Source organism: Brevibacterium sp. RIT 803 (genome assembly GCF_016892625.1).
GTDB lineage: Bacteria > Actinomycetota > Actinomycetes > Actinomycetales > Brevibacteriaceae > Brevibacterium.
Genome location: NZ_JAFEMW010000004.1, coordinates 328,130 through 349,034 on the forward strand (window position 1 = coordinate 328,130; position 20,905 = coordinate 349,034).

16 protein-coding genes are annotated in these 20,905 nt (G+C 64.6%); 6 read left to right on the forward strand and 10 right to left on the reverse strand.

Annotated elements, in window-relative coordinates; genetic code table 11:
- Positions 1 to 82 precede the first annotated feature (82 nt).
- Together JTF07_RS14660 and JTF07_RS14665 are read left to right on the forward strand one after the other, a co-directional pair.
- A complete protein-coding gene (locus JTF07_RS14660; RefSeq protein WP_204234959.1) occupies positions 83 to 2,659 on the forward strand; it encodes a M3 family metallopeptidase in 2,577 nt (858 codons plus the stop codon).
- A complete protein-coding gene (locus JTF07_RS14665) occupies positions 2,634 to 3,383 on the forward strand; it encodes a queuosine precursor transporter (protein WP_204234960.1) in 750 nt (249 codons plus the stop codon). Before JTF07_RS14660 ends, JTF07_RS14665 begins: the two co-directional genes overlap by 26 nt.
- On the opposite strand, the gene tgt is transcribed toward JTF07_RS14665, so the two are convergent.
- Complete coding sequence (tgt, locus tag JTF07_RS14670; protein WP_204234961.1) at positions 3,380 to 4,672, reverse strand: tRNA guanosine(34) transglycosylase Tgt; 1,293 nt, start codon at positions 4,670 to 4,672, stop codon at positions 3,380 to 3,382. The genes JTF07_RS14665 and tgt overlap by 4 nt on opposite strands.
- A 21-nt stretch (positions 4,673 to 4,693) precedes the next feature.
- On the opposite strand from tgt, the gene mmuM reads away from it, so the two are divergent.
- Positions 4,694 to 5,623 carry a homocysteine S-methyltransferase gene (mmuM, locus tag JTF07_RS14675; RefSeq protein ID WP_204234962.1) on the forward strand — a complete coding sequence of 310 codons (930 nt, stop codon included), beginning with the start codon at positions 4,694 to 4,696 and terminating at the stop codon, positions 5,621 to 5,623.
- Here mmuM and JTF07_RS14680 read toward each other — a convergent pair.
- Positions 5,598 to 6,998 (reverse strand): FAD-binding oxidoreductase, encoded by a 1,401-nt coding sequence (locus JTF07_RS14680; RefSeq protein WP_204234963.1) that lies wholly within the window; start codon positions 6,996 to 6,998, stop codon positions 5,598 to 5,600. The genes mmuM and JTF07_RS14680 overlap by 26 nt on opposite strands.
- Positions 6,995 to 8,080, reverse strand: a complete 1,086-nt coding sequence (hisC, locus tag JTF07_RS14685; protein ID WP_204234964.1) for a histidinol-phosphate transaminase — start codon at positions 8,078 to 8,080, stop codon at positions 6,995 to 6,997. The genes JTF07_RS14680 and hisC overlap by 4 nt, the downstream gene beginning before the upstream one ends.
- A 216-nt stretch (positions 8,081 to 8,296) precedes the next feature.
- On the opposite strand from hisC, the gene JTF07_RS14690 reads away from it, so the two are divergent.
- A complete protein-coding gene (locus tag JTF07_RS14690; protein WP_204234965.1) occupies positions 8,297 to 9,772 on the forward strand; it encodes a malate:quinone oxidoreductase in 1,476 nt (491 codons plus the stop codon).
- Between the two features lie 142 nt (positions 9,773 to 9,914).
- Here JTF07_RS14690 and JTF07_RS14695 read toward each other — a convergent pair whose 3' ends face one another.
- The 3 genes from JTF07_RS14695 to JTF07_RS14705 all read right to left on the reverse strand — a co-directional run bounded on the left by JTF07_RS14695 (position 9,915) and on the right by JTF07_RS14705 (position 13,604).
- On the reverse strand, positions 9,915 to 10,739 hold the full coding sequence (locus JTF07_RS14695) for a bifunctional allantoicase/(S)-ureidoglycine aminohydrolase (RefSeq protein WP_204234966.1): 825 nt from the start codon (positions 10,737 to 10,739) through the stop codon (positions 9,915 to 9,917).
- A gap of 72 nt (positions 10,740 to 10,811) precedes the next feature.
- On the reverse strand, positions 10,812 to 12,119 hold the full coding sequence (locus tag JTF07_RS14700) for a DUF6986 family protein (protein WP_204234967.1): 1,308 nt from the start codon (positions 12,117 to 12,119) through the stop codon (positions 10,812 to 10,814).
- A 105-nt stretch (positions 12,120 to 12,224) separates the two neighbouring features.
- The gene (locus tag JTF07_RS14705) at positions 12,225 to 13,604 is read right to left on the reverse strand and encodes an NAD-dependent malic enzyme (RefSeq protein WP_204234968.1); all 1,380 of its coding nucleotides are present in this window, start codon (positions 13,602 to 13,604) and stop codon (positions 12,225 to 12,227) included.
- 241 nt (positions 13,605 to 13,845) lie between these two features.
- Here JTF07_RS14705 and JTF07_RS14710 point away from each other — a divergent pair, with 241 nt between their 5' ends.
- A complete protein-coding gene (locus JTF07_RS14710; RefSeq protein WP_204234969.1) occupies positions 13,846 to 14,631 on the forward strand; it encodes an IclR family transcriptional regulator in 786 nt (261 codons plus the stop codon).
- Positions 14,632 to 14,752: 121 nt separating this feature from the next.
- On the opposite strand, the gene aceE is transcribed toward JTF07_RS14710, so the two are convergent.
- From aceE to uraD, 4 genes are all read right to left on the reverse strand, one after another.
- Positions 14,753 to 17,506, reverse strand: a complete 2,754-nt coding sequence (aceE, locus tag JTF07_RS14715; RefSeq protein WP_204234970.1) for a pyruvate dehydrogenase (acetyl-transferring), homodimeric type — start codon at positions 17,504 to 17,506, stop codon at positions 14,753 to 14,755.
- Positions 17,507 to 17,572: 66 nt separating this feature from the next.
- Positions 17,573 to 18,457: a factor-independent urate hydroxylase gene (gene pucL, locus JTF07_RS14720; RefSeq protein WP_204234971.1), complete on the reverse strand. Its 885-nt coding sequence runs from the start codon at positions 18,455 to 18,457 to the stop codon at positions 17,573 to 17,575.
- Between the two features lie 187 nt (positions 18,458 to 18,644).
- The gene (gene uraH / locus JTF07_RS14725) at positions 18,645 to 18,968 is read right to left on the reverse strand and encodes a hydroxyisourate hydrolase (protein WP_092103512.1); all 324 of its coding nucleotides are present in this window, start codon (positions 18,966 to 18,968) and stop codon (positions 18,645 to 18,647) included.
- Positions 18,965 to 19,459 carry a 2-oxo-4-hydroxy-4-carboxy-5-ureidoimidazoline decarboxylase gene (gene uraD, locus JTF07_RS14730; protein WP_204234972.1) on the reverse strand — a complete coding sequence of 165 codons (495 nt, stop codon included), beginning with the start codon at positions 19,457 to 19,459 and terminating at the stop codon, positions 18,965 to 18,967. The genes uraH and uraD overlap by 4 nt, the downstream gene beginning before the upstream one ends.
- Positions 19,460 to 19,721: 262 nt before the next feature.
- Here uraD and JTF07_RS14735 point away from each other — a divergent pair, with 262 nt between their 5' ends.
- Positions 19,722 to 20,897: a glycerate kinase gene (locus tag JTF07_RS14735; protein ID WP_204235142.1), complete on the forward strand. Its 1,176-nt coding sequence runs from the start codon at positions 19,722 to 19,724 to the stop codon at positions 20,895 to 20,897.
- The last annotated feature ends 8 nt before the right edge of the window (positions 20,898 to 20,905 follow it).

A 20,905-nucleotide genomic window follows, 5' to 3' on the forward strand; every position in this document is an offset into this window, starting at 1 on the left:
GCGCTTCAGCGTGTTCACGCGTTAGGATCGAGGGCGAGACCTGGCACAATCCTTCAACCGTGTAGAAAGTGGTACGTCGACGATGAGCTCCGATCCGAACAGCATCGATGTCTGGGAGGCTTTCCTCGACCCACAGGGCGACTTCTCACTGCCCGACTTCTCCGCGGTCACTCCAGCATCACTGATCGCTGCGGTCAGGGCGGCCACCGACTTCGCGCGGTCCGAGGTCGAAGACATCATCGGTGATGAGAACGATCCGACGTTCGTGTCGACAACCGTGCGCTTCGAATCCGCGACCATTCCCATGGCCCGGATCGCGGCCGTGGTGAGCGCCGTGGAGTCGAATCATTTCCGTCCCGAACTCGCCGATGCCGTCGCCGAGGTGTGGGATCGCCTGTCCGCGGCACGGACCCGGATCTTCCTCGACGTCGATCTCTTCCACCGCATCGAACAGGTCCCCTCCACCGATCTCAACCCCGAGGACAAACGTCAGCAGGAGCTCACGATCGAAGAGTTCGTGCGTGCAGGAGCCCGCCTCGGCGAAGAGGAGCGGGATCAGATGAGCACGATCGCGGCCGAACTCACGACCTTGGCGACGTCGTTCTCCCGTGCACTGCAGAAGGACACCCTGGATCTCGCAGTCCACCTCCGCGACGCGCAGCAGCTGGCAGGCATGAGCGAGGACCAGGTCTCCGCCGCCGCGAGCCGGGCCGCCGAACGCGGCACGGACGGGTATCTGCTGCCACTGAACAACTTCACTCAGCAACTCGTCCTCGAGTCCCTGGAATCCGCTGAGACCCGCAGACTGGTGCTCGGCAATTCGACCTCGCGCGGCGCTCGAGGCGGCGAAGGCGACACCCGCACCCAGGTCGCCGACACCACTGCGCTGCGAGCGCTGCAGGCGAAACTGCTGGGATACCCCTCGTACTCATCATTCGCAGTCGACAACCAGACAGCCGGCGGACCGGATGCGGCCGCGGACATCGTCTCCTCACTCATCGCCCCGGCCAATGCTCAACTGGCGGCGGAGCTGGCGCAGGTCAAGGACCGCTACGGCCTCGATGATGTCGCATCCGAGGATGTCAAACACCAGCTAGCGCGATACCGGGCGGATGAGTTCGGCATCGATGCCGACGAGGTGGCCAAGTACTTCGAGTTCGACACTGTCCTCAATGAGGGCGTCTTCCGCGCCGCAACGGGCCTCTACGGAATCACCTTCGCCCCGCGCGAGTCAGTCATCGGCTGGCACGAAGACGTTCGCTCCTTCGAGGTCACGGACGCCAATGAACGCACTCTGGGACTCATCCTCCTCGACCCGTATTCCCGGGACACGAAGCGCGGCGGCGCCTGGATGGGCGAGTTGGTCACGAGTTCACGACTGACCGGACACCTGCCCGTCGTCACCCTCTCACTCAACCTGGCCAAACCCGGCGAGGGCCGACCGACGCTGCTCAACCCCACCGAGCTCAACACCTTCTTCCACGAATTCGGCCACGTCCTCCACGGCCTGTTCGCGAACTCGACCTACCCGTCGACAGCCGGCACCGCCGTTCCACGCGACTACGTGGAATTCCCATCCCAGCTCAATGAGATGTGGCGCTTCCACCCACAGGTCCTCCCCCACTACGCCAAACACGTCGACACGGGCGAGCCGATGCCCGAGTCTCTGGTCACAGCCCTCATCGAAAGTGAGAAGTTCGGGCAGGGATTCGACACGACCGAATATCTCGCCGCGGCCATGCTCGACCTGTCGTGGCATTCCCTTGAAGCCGGCGAGCACATCACCGACGTCCTCTCCTTCGAATCCGAGGTCCTCGCCGCTGCCGGGTTCTCCACTCTCGTTCCACCCCGTTATCGCACCACCTACTTCGGCCACATCTTCGCCTCCGGCTATGCCGCCGGCTATTATTCCTACCTCTATTCGGAGGTCATTGCGGCCTGGGTCAGCGAATGGTTCGACGCTCAAGGCGGACTCAACCGTGAGGCCGGGGATGCGTTCCGCGAAGCGATACTGGCCCCCGGCTTCTCCATCGATCCGATGAGCGCGATCGAACGGTTCTTCGGCAAGCGCCCTGATGTGGCGCCGCTGCTGCGCCGCCGCGGACTGGCGGAGCCGGTGGATGAACCGGCCGAAGCCGTCGAAGAGCCCACCGCGGTCGAAGCCGTCGAACCACAGGAACACCGCAACCATGCTGAAGTCGCCAAGGTCCTCGAGGGGAAGGGAATCGAGCCGCAGATCAGACTGTTCACCGATGCCACGCCCACGGCAGCCTCGGCGGCGGAGAAGGTCGGTGTCGAGGTCGGCGCGATCGCCAACAGCCTGATCTTCGCCTCCGGCGGGGAGCCGGTGCTCATCATGACCTCCGGGCGTCACCGCGTGGACACGCAGCATGTGGCCGGGCTCATCGGCGCCGACTCCCTTGACCGAGCCGACAAGGATCTGGTGCGCACCGCAACGGGCCAGGTCATCGGCGGTGTCGCACCCTGTGGACACCCGCAGCCGATTCCCACGTATGTCGACACAGCGCTGAAGGACTATCCTGTTCTCTGGGCTGCCGCCGGCACACCGAATTCGGTGATGCCGCTGACATACGAGCAGCTGCTGGCGATCACCGGAGGGAAGGAAATCACTGTTGTCGAAGAAGGTGCCGAAGGCTGAGGGCTCGGAAGAGCCGAGCCCTGAAGGCTCGAATGCGCTGAGCGCTGCGAGCAGATTTGCAGCCTTCGCCTCCTCCAGGGGTCGCTACTACGCTGTGATCCTCGCCGTGTTCTCGGCGATCCTCATCATCTCCAACATCTCCGCGACGAAGGTCATCGGCTTCGGCCCAGTAGTCACCGACGGCGGTGCCTTCCTGTTCCCCATCGCCTACATCCTCGGCGACGTGATCAGCGAAGTCTACGGTTTCAAGGCCGCCCGCAAGGCCGTCATCACCGGCTTCGGGCTGCAGATCCTGGCGACCTTCGTGTTCTGGCTCGTCCTCATCTCACCGCCGGGACCTGGCTATGAGAACCAGGACGCGTTCGCCGCCGTCCTCGGCTTCTACCCGCGCATCGTCGCAGCATCCCTGGTCGGATACTTCTTCGGGCAGCTGCTCAATTCCTATGTGCTCGTGGCCGTGAAGAAGCGGATGGGCGAGCAGAAGCTATGGGTCCGTCTGCTGACTTCGACGGGCGTCGGTGAGTTCGTCGACACCCTGCTGTTCTGCGTCATCGCCTTCGCCGGAGTTATCCCCGGCCTCGACTTCATCAACTACATCGTCTTCGGCTTCGTCTACAAGGTCGCCGTCGAAGTCATCCTCATGCCCGTCACCTATCGGGTGATCAAGCTGGTGAAGAAGCACGAACCCAGCTACGAACTGCCCGGTGGCGGCAAGGCAGCCTAGCTGCGCTGCTTCGCGTAGTAGCGGCCGAGCACCTCGGTCTCGAGTTCGAAGAAGCGGCCCTCTTCCATGGACCGACGGATCTCGGCGACGAGATTGACGACGAAGTACTCGTTGTGGATCGTGCACAGGGTGGAGAAGAGCATCTCCTTCGCCTTGTACAGATGCCGCAGGTAGGCCCGCGAGTAGTTCTCACAGGTGTAGCACTTGCAGTCCGGGTCAAGCGGGCCGAAGTCCCGGCGATACTTCGCTCCGGTGAGGTTGTAGCGCCCGTCGCGCGTGTAGATGGCCGCATTGCGGGCAACACGCGAGGGTGAGACGCAGTCGAAGGTGTCAGCACCGGTCTTGATCGCCTCGAACAGGTCATCGGGCTCCGAGATGCCCAGCAGGTGACGGGGCTTGTTCTCCGGCAGCTCCTCGCACACCCAGCGGATGATCGTGCCGAGGTTCTCCTTCTCCAAGGCTCCTCCGATGCCGAAGCCGTCGAAGTCCATCGCGCCCAGGTCGCTCGCGGCCTTGCGTCGCAGGTCCTCATACTGTGCGCCCTGGAGCACGCCGAACAGCGCCTGGTAGGGCCGGTGCGTGCGCGCTTCGGTCTGGCGCTTGTGCTCCTCGATGCAGCGCAGTGCCCACTGGCGGGTGCGCTCCAAGGACAGCACCTGGTAGCCGCGGGTGTTGACCAGCGTCGTCAGCTCGTCGAAGGCGAACATGATGTCGGCGCCCAGTTCGTGCTGGACCCGCATGGAGACCTCGGGGGTGAAGCGGTGCATGCTGCCGTCAAGATGGGATTTGAAGGTCACGCCGTCGTCGTCGACATTCGACATGCGTTCCTTGCCGACGGCAACGAGATCATCGTTCTGCTCCCCCGTCGACTCCATCGAGATGACCTTCTTGAAGCCCGAGCCCAGGCTCATGACCTGGAATCCGCCCGAGTCGGTGAACGTCGGGCCGGGCCAGTTCATGAACTTCCCCAGCCCGCCTGCCTCGTCGACGAGCTCGGACCCTGGCTGCAGGTAGAGGTGGTAGGCGTTGGAGAGGACCGCCTGACCGCCGAGTTCTTCCACCTCGTCGGGGCGCACGGCCTTGACCGTGGCTTTCGTGCCGACGGGAATGAATGCGGGAGTCGCGATGTCGCCGTGCGGGGTGTGGATGACGCCGGTGCGCCCACCCTCGTCGAGGCGAGTTCCGATCTCGAACCCGAATCGGGAGCGGTCGTTGATGGCCGAGGCGTCGGCGGCGCCGTCGTTTGAGGAGGCTGTCTCAGATTCTGCGGAGGATTCGATTCGGGTCACCCGACAAGTTTAACTGGGAGCATGTCGACAACCTTCATCCAGATGCTCCGGGCCGCGGAAGTCAGCGGCGAACCCATCATCATCGACGGTGGCCTGGGCACTGCGCTCGAGTCCCGCGGAATCGATCTGCGCCATGAGCTGTGGTCGGCGGCCCTGCTCCGGGATTCCCCTGACACGCTCGCAGAGGTGCACGCCGACTTCATCCGCGCGGGTGCCCGAATCGTCACGACCGCCAGCTATCAGGCGACGCCCTTGGGTTTCGAGCGGGCATCGATCTCCGCCGAGGAGGGGCGTGGACTCATCGTGACCAGCGTGGAGGTTGCCGCCCGAACTGGCGCTGCCCTCGTCGCCGGTTCCGTCGGCCCGTACGGGGCCGCTATCGGCAATGGCGCCGAGTACACCGGCGACTACAGCTTGAGCGATGCCGAGTTCACTGACTTTCACCGCTCGCGCATCGAGGCCCTGGTCAGTGCTGGTGCCGATCTGCTGGCCATCGAGACTCAGCCCTCACTTCCGGAAGCCCGGGTGCTCGCGGACCTGGCCGCAGAGTTCGGTATTCCTGCCTGGTTGAGCGTGACCTTGGCCGATGGTCATCACATGGCCGACGGGACACCCCTGATCGACCTCGCCGAGGCGGTTGTCGGTTCACCGATGATCCGCGCACTGGGCGTCAACTGCGTGCGACCATCGTTGGTCTCACCCGCACTGAAAGCCCTGGCGAGTGCCACGGACCTTCCGCTCATCGCCTATCCGAATTCGGGTGAGACCTACGATGCGGCCGCGATGGAATGGCGCGACGGTGCGGCCTTCGACTCGAACCCGACGACCCTGTCATCGTGGGTGTCCTCCGGTGCCCGCATCATCGGCGGCTGCTGCCGGACGACGCCGGGCGACATCGCCGGTCTCGTCGCCTCGGCGAGAGAGCTCAGCCGAGCATCTTCCCCGGATTGAGGATCCCCGCAGGGTCAATGGCATCCTTGATCTGCTGATGCATCAGCAGTGCCCCGGCATCGAGCTCGTTGCTCAACCACTCGCGCTTGAGGTACCCGACTCCATGCTCACCGGTGATCGTGCCACCCAGATCGAGACCGAGCTGCATGATCGCGGCGAACGCCTCCTGTGCCTGCGACACCTGATCCTCATCACCGGCGTCGAAGACGACAGAGGGATGCATGTTCCCATCGCCGGCGTGACCTGCCGTGGCGACCTCAACGTCGAATCGAGCATCGATGAGGCGCAGCTTCTCGAAGAACTCCCCGAGAGCCGAACGCGGCACGCAGACATCGTCGATGAGCTCTCCCCCACCACGCGTGTGCGCATACTTCTCCATCGCCGGCCCCACCGCACGACGGGCAGCGACAAGCATCTCGGAATCGGCCGGGTCATCGGAGACGAAGACCTCACTGCTGCCGTTGGCTTCGGCGACGCGCTGGAAGGCTTCGAGCTCCTCAACAGCTCCGGCGCCCTTGGCATTCGATTGGACAAGCAGCAGCGCACCGACATCGTCAGGCAGTCCGAAGTCACCGTAGGCGTTGACCATCTTCACTGTGGGGCCGTCGAGGAGTTCGAGCAGCGACGGGCTGGCCCCTGACCCCATGAACTCCGTGACTGTACGACCGGCGGACTCAGTATCGGGAAACATTCCGACTGCGGTGATCGGCGAGGGCAGTGCCGGTTTCAGGGCCAGCGTCACCTCGACGATGGTGCCCAAAGTACCTTCGGAGCCGACGAACAGGGCCGCCAGGTCCAGTCCGGCAACACCCTTGGCCGTCTGTCTCCCCAGCTTCGTCACGGTGCCGTCGGCGAGCACCACGGTCATGGCGCGCACGTAATCCTTGGTCACCCCGTACTTCACGCAGCACATTCCGCCGGCGTTGGTGGCGACATTGCCGCCGATCGTCGAGATCGCCACCGACCCGGGATCGGGAGGATAGGACAATCCGTGTTCGGCCAGCGCCGTTTTGAGGTCCTGATTGATGACTCCGGGCTGGACCCGACAGGTCTGGTTGACCGCGTCGATCTCGAGGATCTCGTCCATCCCGGCGACATTGAGCAGCAGGCAGCCATCGACTGCGTTGGCGGCACCCGAAAGCCCGGTCCGTGCACCCTGAGTGACCACAGGAATGCGATGCTCGGTGGCGAAGACCATCACCGCCGCGACATCGTCGACCGTTCGCGCCCGCACCAAGGCCAGTGCCTGCCCGGCCGGGCAGAACAGGGCCCTGTCGACGGCATAGCTGTCGATGATATCGCGGTCAGTGACAAGGGCGCCGGGGCTCAACCGAGCCTCGAGGTCCTGCGTCGGAGTCTGGGCTGTGATGCTCATGCGGTTCTGGACTCTGCGAAGGACTTGGCCACCTCACGCACTCTCTCGAGCGCTTCGTCGGCGCCGATGCTGATCCGCACTCCCCCACTCAGGCGTCGGATGGCGACGGCCTGCTCGGCACACGCGGCTTCGAATGCCTGTGCATCCTCTGCGCCGAGGCTGACCCACACATAGTTTCCCTGGGAGTCGGAGACGGTGAGCCCGGCATCTCGCAGGTCCTGTTCGAGCTGGTCACGGGTGGCCGCGACCTCCTTGGCTCGGACGAGGACCTCGTCATTGCGCGACAGCGATTCCACGGCAGCGACCTGTGCCGCCGAGGTGACGCTGAAGGGTGCGATCACCTGACGCAGTGCGCTGGCGATCGTCGGGTCGGCGACGCCGTAGCCCACACGCAGACCGGCCAGGCCATGTGCCTTGGAGAAGGTCCGTGCCAGCACCAGATTCGGGAACTTCCGGTAGGCGTCCACCCCATCGACCACCTCGGCGGCAGTGGCGAACTCGAAGTAGGCCTCGTCGAGGACGACGATGACCTCGGCGGGGACCTCGGCCATGAAACCGTCGAGCTCGGTCGTCGAGACCGACGGTCCGGTCGGGTTGTTGGGCGAGCAGAGCAGGATGAGTCGGGTGGTGTCATCGATGGCGGCGACCAGTCCCTGAAAGTCGTGCCGACCGTCTTCGAGCAGGGGCACGGGGCGCTTCTCCGCACCGCGCGCCGAGGCGAGGATCGGGTACATCTCGAACGAGGGCCACGGGTAGACCACCGAGGTCCCGGACTCGAGCGTGATGTTCGTCAGCGCAGACAGGATCTCCGAGGCTCCGGCGCCGGGGACGATCTCGGCCTCATCGACGTCGAGGTGGGCCGCGATAGCGCTCACCAGCTTCGACGCCTTCGGGTCGGGGTAGTTCGCGGGTACCCGCCCGGCGTCTGCGATCGCGTCTGTGACACCCGGCAGCGGTGCCAGATGGTTCTCGTTCGAGGACAGCTTGTACGGTTTCAGGCCCGGCGCGCTGGCCGGGGGTTTGCCCGGCACATAGGGCGGGAATTCGGCCAGGGCATCACGAAGAAGGAAGTGATTCGACATGTGCCCATATTTGCACATCCTGTGGCGGGCGACACAAGGCGTCCAGGGGCTAAAAGTCCGAATGGTCGGAAAATGTCTCGGACCGCGGACGAACATCGGCTGTGAGGTTCCTCGCATGGGACTCCTGTGCCTGGGGGCGGGTTACTGGTTCGCCTGACGCGCAGAGTAGTCTGTGAGTCGAATACATGTAGTCAGTGACGAAGGATGAGAGTCGAAATGCCCTCAACGCAGGAAAAGGTTGACGTTGTCTTGATCGGCGGCGGCATCATGAGCTCCACTCTTGGTGCCATGCTGACCGAACTTCAGCCCGAATGGGATATCCGGGTCTACGAGAAGCTCGACTATGTCGCCGAGGAGAGTTCCGATCCGTGGAACAACGCCGGCACCGGACACGCCGCCCTGTGCGAGCTCAACTACACTCCTGAGGACGAGAACGGCCACATCGACCTCGCGAAGGCCTCGCAGATCAACGAGCAGTTCCATCACTCACGCCAGTACTGGTCGCACCTCGTCGACAACGGCGTCCTGGCCCAGCCGAAGTCCTTCATCAACCAGGTCCCTCACATCAGCTACGGCCGTGGTGAGAAGGGACGCGACTACATCAAGAACCGCTACGAGCAGATGGTCCGCAATCCACTGTTCTCCGAGATGGAGTACACCGACGATCCGGACACCCAGGCCGAGTGGCTGCCGCTGATGTTCGAGGGCCGCGGACCCGGCCAGGTCAACGGCATCTCGCGCACGAAGATCGGCTCGGACGTCGACTTCGGTTCGCTGTCGCATCAGCTGCTGAACTATGTCGGCGACAAGGGTGCCACGATCCGCACCAGCCATCAGGTCACCGACCTCGAACGCTCCTCCGACGGCTGGGTCGTCACCGTCAAGGACCTGCTCTCCCATGAGACCCACAAGGTCAACGCGAAGTTCGTCTTCGTCGGCGCCGGCGGCGGTGCTCTGCCGCTGCTGCAGAAGTCGGGTATCCCCGAGGGCCGCGGCTACGGCGGCTTCCCTGTCTCCGGCATCTTCCTGCGGACCTCGAATCCCGACCTCGTCGCCCGCCACCATGCCAAGGTCTACGGCCAGGCATCATTCGGCGCCCCGGCAATGTCGGTGCCCCACCTCGACACGCGTGTCGTCGACGGCAAGGACTACCTGCTGTTCGGACCCTACGCCGGCTTCTCCCCCAAGTTCCTCAAGGGCGGCCGCTTCACCGACCTGCCCTTCTCAGTGCGCGGGAACAACCTGCCCACGATGCTCAACGTAGCCAAGGACAACACCGACCTCGTCACCTACCTCGTCTCCGAGCTGGCCGCGTCGAAGAAGGCCCGCTTCGAATCGATGCACGAGTTCATCCCGAACATCGACCCCAGCGACTGGGAGTTCATCCAGGCCGGTCAGCGCGTGCAGGTGATGAAGAAGGATTCGAACAAGGGCGGTGTGCTCAGCTTCGGCACTGAGCTCATCTCGTCCGCCGATGGCTCGATCGCCGCTCTGCTGGGCGCCTCGCCCGGTGCATCGACGGCAGTGTCCATCATGCTCAACCTGCTCAAGACCTGCTTCCCTCGCCAGTACAGCAGCTGGGAGCCTTCCATCAAGGACATGGTGCCTTCGCTGGGCCACAACCTCGCCGACGATGAGACCCTGCTCAAGGAGCTCTCCGAATACACGGCGCGCACCCTGCAGCTGATCTGATCGGCTGACAGCCGGCAACACCCGGCCGTGCAGCCGGTCGAATGCAGTAACCGCTTGCCAGAAGTGCCAGAGCACGTCACTTGTGCTCTACCAAGGCACTTCCGGCAAGCGGTTACTGCATTCACCCCAAGTCGAGCTGCAGCTACAGCTCGACTTGGCGGTTGACGTCCTTGTAGAGCAGGTAGCGGAATCGGCCCGGTCCACCGGCGTAGCAGGCCTGCGGGCAGAAGGCGCGCATCGAGATGAAGTCACCCTCCTGGACCTCGACCCAGTCGCCGTTGACACGGTAGACGGCCTTGCCCTCGAGCACGTAGAGGCCGTGCTCCATCTCATGGGTCTCGGCGAAAGGGATCACGGCACCGGGTTCGAAGGTCACGATGTTGACATGCATGTCATAGGCCAGATTGTCGGGATCCAACGGACGCGTCGTGCGCCACCGGTTGTCGGTGCCCGGCATCGCTGCGGGCTCGACATCGGACTCCTGGCCGAACTTGGCCTCCGGGTTCAGGCCGGCCACGGGCTGGTAGCGCTTACGGATCCAATGGAAGCGTGCCGCCTCGGCGCCGGTGGACTTCACGCTCCACGTCGAACCGGCGGGCAGGAAACCGTAGCCGCCCGGCGTCAGGGTGTGTGCCTGGCCCTCGTGGGTGATCGCGAGCTCGCCGGCCATGAGGAAGATGAACCCCTCGACCTCGACCTGCGGCTCCGGCTTCTCGGCGCCTCCGCCCGGAGCGACTTCGAGGATGGTCTGTGAGAACGTCACCGCACCCCCTGCCACCGGCTTGCTCAGCACCCAGGAACGGGTCCCCGTCCATTCGGGCAGATTCGAGGTCACGATGTCGCGCATGACTCCGCGTGGGATCACCGTGTAGGCCTCGGTGACGATCGCACGGTCCGTGAGCAGGTCCGTCTGCGGCGGGTGCCCGCCGGTCGGTGCGAAGTAGGTGTAGGGCTCGGTCGTCGTCATATGTGCGTGTTCTCCTTCGGATCGGGGCTGGTCAGCACCAGGTGGATGTGTGTCGCCGAGGTTCGCGGCAGGTCACTCGGCCGCGCCGGTGGCGGCGATGTGGTTGAGGGTCGGGATCGACATCTTCGTCCGGTCCGTCACGAATTCCTCGGTGTGGGCACCGCAGGACAGTCCACGGCCCAGGTAGCGGGCCAGCGCCCGTGCCGTCGCCGGCTCGTCGAGGACGGCCGAGTCCTCCTGGAACACGTAGTTGCGCAGTCGGGTCGCCGCACGCTCCGCGCCTTCGCGGTAGAAGCGGAAGGTAGCGAGGAAGCGTGTGGGCAGCTGGTGCGGATGCATATCCCACCCTTGGTAGATGCCGCGCTTGAGATGCCTGCGGACCAGTCCGGCGTGCAGACTCCAGGCTCGCTGGATCTCCTCGGGCTCGCCGAGGGGCATGATGTTCGTCGAACCGTCGGAGAGGTGGACGCCGGTGCCGGCGACCGCGAGCATCATCTGGTTCTTGGCGAAGTCGGCCACCGGGTGGTCCATGGCCTGATAGGCAGCGGCAACTCCCATCGAAGCCGAATAGTCATAGGTGCCGTAGTGCAGGGAGGTGATGCGCCCGGCACCGGCGTCGAGGACCGGAGCCAGCGGCACAGTGCCGTCGGCGCCGAGGATGAGCTGCGGGGTCTCGACCTGCACCTCGAAGGTGATCGACCCCTCGGCGAGCCCGTGCTGGGCCTCGAGACCACGACAGGCAAGGACCATGGCGGACACCTGATCAACGGTGCTCACCTTCGGCAGAGTGAGGACCAGCGCCGTGGGCAGGGATCCATGGGCGGCGATCACCTCGGCGAGGAACAGGTCCAAGGTGCGCAGACCGCGCGCCCGGGTATCGGCCTCCATGCATTTGAACCGGATGCCGAAGAACGCCGGTGCACCCGTCTCACTCTGTCCTGCGATCGCGTTGCGAGCGGCCTGACGGACACAATCGTCCTCGGTCGCATCACCACGATCTCCGAACCCGTCTTCGAAGTCCATCCGCAGGTCCTCGATCGGTTCGACGGCAAGCTTCTTGGTGACCGCCTCGGCGAGCATCTCCGCTTCCCGGGCGACCTGGTGCAGATTGGGCATCGACTGGCTGTCGTGGGCCAACGTCTCCTTGCGGGAGGCGATGATGACGCGTTCGGCCAGCTGGACCATCCCTCCGTTGGCCTCGACGCATTCGAGCGCCTGCTCACCCCATTCTCGGGGCAGGGCCGGGGACGAGAGGTACCCGGGGACGTAGACGGTGTGCACGGGCTGCCTGACCTCGCGCTCGCCGGGATACCGCGTGCTCAGCAGCTCGTCCGTGTCCGCCAGGAGTGAGTCGATGTCGGCCAACGTTGATTGATCCAATTTCACATTCTCTTTCGTAGCATCATTGCGCGGGAGGACTGGTCTTCCAATATTGTCTCTCATAAAACAGCGACCGGCCCCCTGTTTCAGGAGACCGGTCGAAGATCAGGAGGAGACAGCGGCGACCGCCTCAGCTACCTTCTTCGCCACTTCGGGGTCGAAGACCGACGGAACGACGTAGCCCGGATGGAGTTCGTCTTCGGGAATGCACGAAGCGATCGCGTCCGCCGCGGCGACCATGATGTTCTCGTCGATGTCGGTCGCCTCGGCGTCGAGGAGTCCGCGGAAGATGCCCGGGAAGGCCAGCACATTGTTGATCTGGTTCGGGTAGTCGCTGCGTCCGGTGGCCACGACGGCGGCGTACTTGAGCGCCTCGGCGGGTTCGACCTCCGGGTCGGGGTTGGCCATCGCAAAGACGAGGGCGTCCTTGTTCATGGCCTGGATGTCAGCGCCGTCGAGCACGTTCGGAGCGGAGACGCCGATGAACACATCAGCGCCGACGACGGCTTCCTTCAGAGTGCCGTCGAAGCCCTCGGGGTTCGTGTTGCGCTGCAGCCACACCTTGTGCTCCGTGTCGACGGTGGACTTCGGTCCGATCGCGCCGTCACGGCCGCAGGCGATGATGTTCGCAGCACCGGCGACCTGGAGCAGCCGGATGATCGCATTGCCGGCAGCACCGACGCCGGAGACGACGATGCGTTGATCTTCGAGCTTGCGGCCCACGACCTTGAGCGCGTTCTTCAGCGCGGCGAGCGTGACGATGCCTGTGCCGTGCTGGTCATCGTGGAAGACCGGAATGTCGAGCTCGGCACGGAGCCTGGCCTCGATCTCGAAGCAGCGCGGGGCGGAGATGTCCTCGAGGTTGATGCCGCCGTAGGCCGGGGCGATGGCCTTGCAGATCGAGATGATCTCCTCGGTGTCCTTGGTATCCAGTGCCACGGGCCAAGCGTCGACACCGGCGAACTGCTTGAACAGGACAGCCTTGCCCTCCATCACCGGCATCGCCGCTTCGGGCCCGATGTCTCCGAGACCCAGGACTGCGGTGCCGTCGGTGACGACAGCAACGGTGTTGCGCTTGATCGTGAGACGACGGGCATCGGCCTTGTTCTCCGCGATGGCCATGCACACGCGGGCCACGCCCGGGGTGTAGGCACGAGAGAGGTCGTCGCGGTTGCGCAGAGGCACCTTGGGCGTGGACTCGAGCTTGCCGCCGAGGTGGAGCAGGAAGGTCCGGTCGGAGACCTTGTGGACCTCGACTCCATCAAGTGTGTCGAGTGCAGCCGATACCTCGTCGGCGTGTGCGACATCGCGGGTATCGGCGCTGACGTCGATCATCACCGTATGCGGGGTGGATTCGACGACGTCGAGCGCGGTGATCGCTGCGCCGGTGGCTGCAGCGGCGGCTACGAGGTCGGACGTCGATGTCCGACCGACCGCAGTCTCCACTCGAAGAGTGATTGAGTATCCGGGGCTTGGAACAGCCATGGGAGTTATCCTCTCTGATAAGTCATTTCCGTATTACGGATAATATCTTCTGTATAGTGGAAAATCTAGCCAGAACTGCCACCAGCGGAAACTTTCTTCCATTTCAGGACTAGACTGAGGGGCAGTTTCGCGCAGCGATGCTGGTTTTCATGTCGTCGGCACTCATCGTCGAGCTGCCACACACGTCAATGAAGACGAACTCAATGAACACGAAGCCGATGGACGAGGAAGAGGAACTGGGATGACCAGCAATGATACGAAGGCCCCCGCGATCCGCCAGACAAAGGGCGGCGTCCAGTCCGTCGAGCGCGCCTTCGGGCTGCTCGAGTGCATCGCGAACTCCTCCGGCTCTGCCACGCTGAGTCATATCGCCGCCGAGGTGAGCCTTCCTCTCCCGACGATTCACCGCCTGCTCAATACTCTGGTCAACCTCGGCGTGGTGCGGCAGCTGCCCAACCGCGGCTATGCGCTGGGACCGGGACTGATCCGCCTGGGCAACCTCGCCGGCGCCCAACTGGGCGCCATCGCCCGCCCCTACCTGCGCACCCTTGTGGACGAACTCGGCGAGTCCGCGAACGTTGCAACCATCGACGGAGACATGGTCGTCTACGTCGATCAGGTGGCTTCGCAGCACCAGATGCGGATGTTCACCGAGGTGGGCCGGCGTGCCCATATGCACGACACCGGAGTGGGCAAGGCGATGCTCGCCGGCCTCGATTCCGAGCAGGTGCGTCACATCGTGACCACCGCCGGGATGCCCACGCCCACGCAGTACAGCATCGGCACAGTCGCAGATCTCGAGGCCGAGCTCGTGCGGATCCGCGACCGCGGGTACTCGATCGACGAGCAGGAGCAGGAGCTGGGTGTGCGCTGCTTCGCGATGTCGATCCCCGAGGCCCCCGCTCCCCTGGCGATCTCCGTGTCCGGCCCCATCAGCCGCGTCGACCAGGCCTTCTCAGATCGCGCCATCCCGCTGCTGCGATCGGCCGCCGAGGCAATCTCAGCAGACATGCGCGGCGGCTCCTAACTCAGTCCTTCACCCACCCCACCCAGCCGCCCCACTTTCTTCGAGACAACGCCGGAGCGCCGAGACCCCTGTGCACACACAGTTGTCTCGGCGCTCCGGCGTTGCCTCGGCAGCTCATGCCTCAGGAATCGCCTCCGGCGGTGCCTGAGGTTCCTGCGTTGACCTCATTCAGGCGATACTTCTTCGCCGCCTCAACCGGCACCCAGCGAGCGATCTCACCGCGGTCGGCGAGCAGCTGCAGACTCCGGACGACCATCGAGTGCGCATCGATCTTGAAATGGCGCCGGGCGGCGGCACGCGTGTCCGAGAACCCGAAGCCGTCAGCACCCAGGGTCGCGAAGTCCTGGCTGAGGAACGGACGGATGAGGTCAGGCTGCGTGGAGTCGAAGTCGCTGGTAGCGACGATCGGACCCGCCTCGGCGCCCAGGCGCTCGCGCACATAAGGCGTACGCGGCTCGGCTTCGAAGTTCTCGAGCTTCTCGGCCTCGCACTTCAGCGCATCGCGGCGCAGCTCGGCCCATGAGGTCACCGACCAGACGGCCGCATCCACGCCCCATTCCTGAGCCAGCAGACCACGGGCTTCCAATGCCCACGGGACTGCGACTCCCGATGCGAGGAGCTGAGCCTGCGGACGATCGCCGGCCCCCGCCTCGGCGCCGGTGCCTGCATCTGCCACTCGATGGATGCCGCGCAGGATCCCATCGACGTCGACATCCTCGGGTTCGGCCGGCTGGAGCATCGGCTCGTTGTAGACGGTCAGGTAGTACATGACGTTGCGGGCGTCATCGCCGAGGTCGTGCTCGCCGTACATGCGGTGCAGGCCATCACGCATGATGTGGCCGATCTCGTATCCGTAGGCCGGGTCGTAGATCCGCACCGCAGGGTTGGTCGCGGCCAGCACGGGTGAGTGTCCGTCGGCGTGCTGCAGGCCCTCACCGGTCAGCGTCGTTCGACCGGCTGTGGCGCCGATGATGAACCCGCGGGTCATCTGGTCCCCGGCGGCCCAGAAGGCGTCGCCGGTGCGTTGGAACCCGAACATCGAGTAGAAGACGTAGATCGGGATCATCGGCTCGCCGTGCGTCGAATACGAGGTGCCGGCGGCGGTGAATCCTGCGGCCGCACCGGCCTCGTTGATGCCGACGTGGAGCAGCTGACCCGAGGTCGCCTCCTTGTAGGACAGGAACAGTTCCCGGTCGACTGCCAGGTAGTTCTGTCCGTTCGGGTTGTAGATCTTCGCGGTCGGGAAGAAGGCATCGATGCCGAAGGTCCGGGCCTCATCGGGGATGATGGGCACGATCCTGTTGCCGATGCCTTTCTCGCGCATGAGGTCCTTGAGCAGGCGCACGAAGGCCATCGTGGTCGCGGCCTGCTGATGGCCCGAGCCCTTCTTGGTCTGCGAGAAGGCCTTGTCGGAGACGGCAGGCAGGGTCTTCTTGCTGTTCTCGGGCTTGCGATTGGGCAGGAATCCGCCCAGCTTGGACCGCTTCTCCAGCATGTATTGGACTTCTTCAGCGTCGTTGCCCGGGTGGTAGTAGGGCACCGCGTAGGGATCGTCGTCGATGACCTTATCGGTGATCGGGATGTCCATCCGGTCGCGGAAGGCCTTGACGTCGGCGGCCGTGAACTTCTTCATCTGGTGCGTGGCATTGCGCGACTCGAAGCTCGTGCCCAAACCGTAGCCCTTGACCGTCTGGACGAGGACGACTGTCGGCTTGCCCTTCGTGTTCACGGCCTGCTCGTAGGCGGCGTAGACCTTATGGTAGTCGTGACCGCCGCGCTTGAGGTTCCAGATGTCGTCGTCGCTCAGGTGCTCGACGAGGCCCTTCGTCACCGGTGAGCGGCCGAAGAAGTTGTCGCGGATGAATCCGCCGGACTCGGCCTTGAAGGTCTGGTAGTCGCCGTCGAGGGTCTCGTTCATGATCCGGACCAGCTCGCCGGTGTGGTCGGCGTCGAGCAGGGAGTCCCATTCGCGGCCCCAGAGGACCTTGATGACGTTCCAGCCGGCGCCGGTGAAGACCGCTTCGAGTTCCTGCACGATCTTGCCGTTGCCGCGCACCGGTCCGTCGAGTCGCTGCAGGTTGCAGTTGATGACGTAGGTGAGGTTGTCGAGGCCCTCGTTCGCGGCCAGCTGGAGCGCGCCGCGTGATTCCGGCTCGTCCATCTCGCCGTCGCCGAGGAAGGCCCAGACGCGCTGATCGGAGGTGTCTTTGATGCCGCGGTTGTGCAGGTAGCGGTTCATCTGCGCCTGGTAGATCGAGTTGATCGGGCCCAGACCCATCGACACTGTCGGGAACTGCCAGAAGTCGGGCATCAGTCGCGGGTGCGGGTAGGAGCTCAACCCGTCGGGGGCCTTCGAGGCCTCCTGCCGGAAGCCGTCGAGCTGCTTGTCGCTCAGGCGGTTTTCGAGGTATGCCCTGGCGTACATTCCGGGTGAGGCGTGCCCCTGGAAGAAGACCTGGTCGCCGCCGCCGGAATGGTCCTGCCCGCGGAAGAAGTTGTTGAACCCGATCTCGTAGAGGGTCGCAGCACCGGCGTAGGTCGAGATGTGTCCGCCGACGGAGATCTCGGGACGCTGAGCTCGGTGGACGAGCATCGCGGCGTTCCAGCGCAGCCATTTGCGGTACTTGCGCTCGAGGCGCTCATCGCCCGGGTAGGCAGGTTCCTGATCGGCCGGGATCGTGTTGACGTAGTCGGTGGTCGTGACCTTGGGCTGGGCCACCGAGTTCGACGCGGCACGTCGGCGCAGGGCCTCCATGATCTCGGCCGCACGCAGAGTTCCACGCTGGTTGACAAGCCCCTCCCAGGACTCGAGCCACTCGTCGATCTCTTCGTCACCGGTTCCCCTCGGGATCGCCGAGGTTGTGTCCTGGGTCATAGTTCTCCCTCTCAAACACGTCAGGCCCACGGGAAGGTGTTCCCGTGGACCCGACTATGGAAATTATCAGCAGAAGCCGGCGATCTGCGCCCAGGCGTCCTTGTTCTCCTCCACCCCGTCACGGGTGAAGGTGGCCTCGATCAACCCGTAGGGCCGATCAGCGACGATGAGCACTTCGTTCGGGTTCTCCAAGCCGAAGCGTTCGACGTCGTAGAGGAAATGGTGCTTGTTCGGGCACGAGAAGCGGATCTCGTCGATCTCCGGCACAGCCTCGATGACCTTCTCACCCATCTGGTACAGAGTGTGCTGCAGGGCATGCGAGTAGTGGTCGGTGAACGAGTCGAGGATGATCTCCTTGACTCGTGAGTACACGCCCTCGAAGTCGAGATCCGTGGAGTTGTAGATCCAGCGGGTCGCGATGTCGGTGGCGAGGATGCGGTCGTCGGTCTCCGGCAGGGTCGTGTACTTGTCCTTCGGGTAGCCGACGAAGCCTGATTCGGTGGTCTTGAGCACGGTCAGCCCGTAGAAGCCCGATATCAGGGTGGTGGTGTCGCCGTCGCGGGTGAGCACCGCGGTGCGGGTCTCCGGCGCTGACTTGTAGAAAGAGTGATTGTGATCGTTGATGCGCGACCAGCCGTACTCTTCGGCCGCCCAGCGTCCGCCGGTGACCCAGTCGAAGCTGGAGGTGAAGTGCTCGCCGAGCCCGAGGAGGAACTGCTCGGGTGAACTCACTCCGAGTTCCTTGGCCTTGGCGAAGATCGTGTTCTTCTGGGTGTCGGTGGCGACGACGTGTTCGTTGTTGCCCTCGGTGTGGGCGGTCTCGAAGTCGCCCCACAGCTGGGAGGTGACGTTGAGGTCGCGGATCTCGTGACGTTCGGAGTCACGGTAGACCCGCATCAGACGATTCTCCGCCTTGCCGTACTGATTCGTCGTCAGTTTCACCTTGCTCATCTTCTTGCTCCTGTTGCCTATGCCAACGACCGCGCCGCACTCGTCACCGAGTCCGACATGGCCGCTGTGACCAATTGATTTGCGAGGTCACCGGGCATCGAACCCGGCGAACTTCGGCGGTTTGTTGAGGATCATGATCCTGCAGGGGGCCTGCTTCCCCTGATGTCTTATGGGTGGGGCCGTCCGCTCAGCTTCCCCGGTAGGTGCTGTAGGCGAAGGGACTCAGCAACAATGGTATGTGATAGTGCGCCTCGCCTGCTTTGACCGTGAAGTCGATCGTCACCTGTGGGTGGAAGTGATCCTGCCCCTGGGCCTCGAAGTAGGCACCGGTACCAAATACGATCCGATAATCACCGGCGCCGAGGTGGTCCGGTCCGAATTCCGAGACACGACCGTTGCCATCGGTGCGGGCGTTGGCGAGCACTTCGGTGCCAGAGTAGAGCGTGACCTCGAGGTCGGCGGCAGGGGTGCCGAGCGTGGAGTCGAGAGCGTGGGCGGAGATGAAGCTCATGCAAGGAGTCCTTCGAGTCTGAGTGCGGCGATCTGGATCAGCTGCTCGCCGACCTCGGCGAGTTCGTCGGTGTCGGTGTTGGCCATGCGGCGCTGAAGTTCGGCGAGGATCTCCTCGGGACTGCGACCGGCTGCGCGGATGAGGAAGACGCGGTCGAAGCGCTCTTCGTAGGCGGCGTTGCCCGCGGCGAGACGCTCCTGGATGTCACCGTCGAGGGAGCCAAGGCCGGCCTGTTCGCGGGCGGAATGAGCCGCCTCGGCGGAAGAGCCTTCGGCCTTCTCACCGATCCTGGGATGGTGGGACATGGCCTGGTTGATCTCGTCGTCGGTCAGTGGGGTCGCACTGGTGCGGGCAGCCGCGAGGGCTGCTTCCACAGTGGAGAACGGCCGCGCTGCGACGACCCCGTCGATCCACCGGTCGACGTCGAGGCACGGACGCAGTCTCGCGCGGGCATCATCCGTCGACAGCTGGTTGAACTCGCCTAGGTCCACATTGACCTCCTGAGAAAATCGAGATGCACAACCACTGAGAATGTGTTTCACATCACGGAAGATTGTTTCCATTTAACTGCTTCGAGTTTGACCCCAGGTCCGCGCTAAGTCAAATTCCGTGGTCGACGTCGGCGGCTTTCGCCGAAGGATTTGGAAAAGTTATTCCACAAAGCGGATAATGGTGGAAGAGTCCCCGCGCAGTCCGCGTTCTGGGCACTTGGCCATCGTTTTCTCGACAATGAGGTTGAATGACGTCATGAGCATGGAAGCACCCACGATCGTCTGCGCACCTGATTCCTTCAAGGGCTCTGCCGGCGCCCCCGCTGCCGCTGCCGCCCTGGCTCGCGGTGCCCGCCAAGTGTTCCCCGACTCGCAGATCACCGACCTGCCCTTCGCCGACGGCGGTGAGGGAACGCTCGACGCCCTGCTGGCCGTGTGGGACACCCCGGCTCGCTCAATCGAGGTCGTCGATGCCCTGGGCCGGCCGACGACCGCCTTGTTCGGCATCTCCGCTGATGGGAAGACCGCGGTCATCGAGGCGGCTCAGGCCAATGGCCTCCCCCAGGTCTCCGACGTCGCCCTCGCGCCCGAGCGCGCAGATACATACGGCGTTGGCCTCATCGCCCGCCACGTCCTTGACCAGGGGGTGGAGGAGATCCTGCTGTGCATCGGCGGCTCAGCGAGCACCGATGGCGGCGTCGGCCTCGCCGCGGCCTTGGGCGTGACCTTCGCCGACTCCTCAGGTGCGCCCATCGCTCCCGGTGGCGGCGGACTGTCCTCCTTGACCGGAGTCGATGTCTCCGCGTTGGATCCGCGTGCCCGCGAGGTCCGCTGGCGCATCGCCGTCGACGTCGACAATCCGCTCACCGGGCCTCGAGGTGCCGCCGCGGTCTTCGGTCCGCAGAAGGGCGCCGATGCGGCGTCCGTTGCCGTCCTCAACTCCGGACTGGCCCACCTCGCCGAGGTGCTCGCCGGATCGGCCGCTCAGGCTGAGTCCTTGGCGGCGACGCCGGGGTTCGGTGCCGCCGGCGGAATCCCTCTGGCCCTGACGAGTCTTCTGGGTGCCGAGGTCGTGCCCGGGTCGACGATGGTCGCCGAGGCTGTGGGCCTGGCCGAGGCCCTGGCCGCCGCCGACATCGTGCTCACGGGCGAAGGATCCTTCGATTCCCAGTCTCTGGGCGGGAAGGTCGTCGCGGCCGTACGCGACTATGCCCCCGCCTCGGCGAAGATCATCGTCATCGCAGGCCGCGTCGCCCTCAGCCCAGCCGAATGCCGCGAGGCCGGCATCACTGCGGCTCTCTCAATCGCACCGGGCCCCGCCGACCTCGCCGAGCTCTCCGGCCGCGCCGAGGAACTCATCGAAGCCACCGCCGCCCACGCGTGCGCGCTCGTGGGCGCGGGCGCAGGCGCAGGCGTCGCGGGCGCGCAACGGAACTGACCACCAAG

Coding starts and splice junctions, on each gene's coding strand:
- JTF07_RS14690 (WP_204234965.1), top strand. CDS start 8,297: ATGCCCTCAACGCAGGAAAAGGTTGACGTTGTCTTGATCGGCGGCGGC.
- mmuM (WP_204234962.1), top strand. CDS start 4,694: ATGTCGACAACCTTCATCCAGATGCTCCGGGCCGCGGAAGTCAGCGGC.
- uraH (WP_092103512.1), bottom strand. CDS start 18,968: ATGAGCTTCATCTCCGCCCACGCTCTCGACTCCACGCTCGGCACCCCT.
- JTF07_RS14710 (WP_204234969.1), top strand. CDS start 13,846: ATGACCAGCAATGATACGAAGGCCCCCGCGATCCGCCAGACAAAGGGC.
- hisC (WP_204234964.1), bottom strand. CDS start 8,080: ATGTCGAATCACTTCCTTCTTCGTGATGCCCTGGCCGAATTCCCGCCC.
- JTF07_RS14695 (WP_204234966.1), bottom strand. CDS start 10,739: ATGACGACGACCGAGCCCTACACCTACTTCGCACCGACCGGCGGGCAC.
- JTF07_RS14680 (WP_204234963.1), bottom strand. CDS start 6,998: ATGAGCATCACAGCCCAGACTCCGACGCAGGACCTCGAGGCTCGGTTG.
- pucL (WP_204234971.1), bottom strand. CDS start 18,457: ATGAGCAAGGTGAAACTGACGACGAATCAGTACGGCAAGGCGGAGAAT.
- aceE (WP_204234970.1), bottom strand. CDS start 17,506: ATGACCCAGGACACAACCTCGGCGATCCCGAGGGGAACCGGTGACGAA.
- JTF07_RS14735 (WP_204235142.1), top strand. CDS start 19,722: ATGGAAGCACCCACGATCGTCTGCGCACCTGATTCCTTCAAGGGCTCT.
- JTF07_RS14705 (WP_204234968.1), bottom strand. CDS start 13,604: ATGGCTGTTCCAAGCCCCGGATACTCAATCACTCTTCGAGTGGAGACT.
- JTF07_RS14660 (WP_204234959.1), top strand. CDS start 83: ATGAGCTCCGATCCGAACAGCATCGATGTCTGGGAGGCTTTCCTCGAC.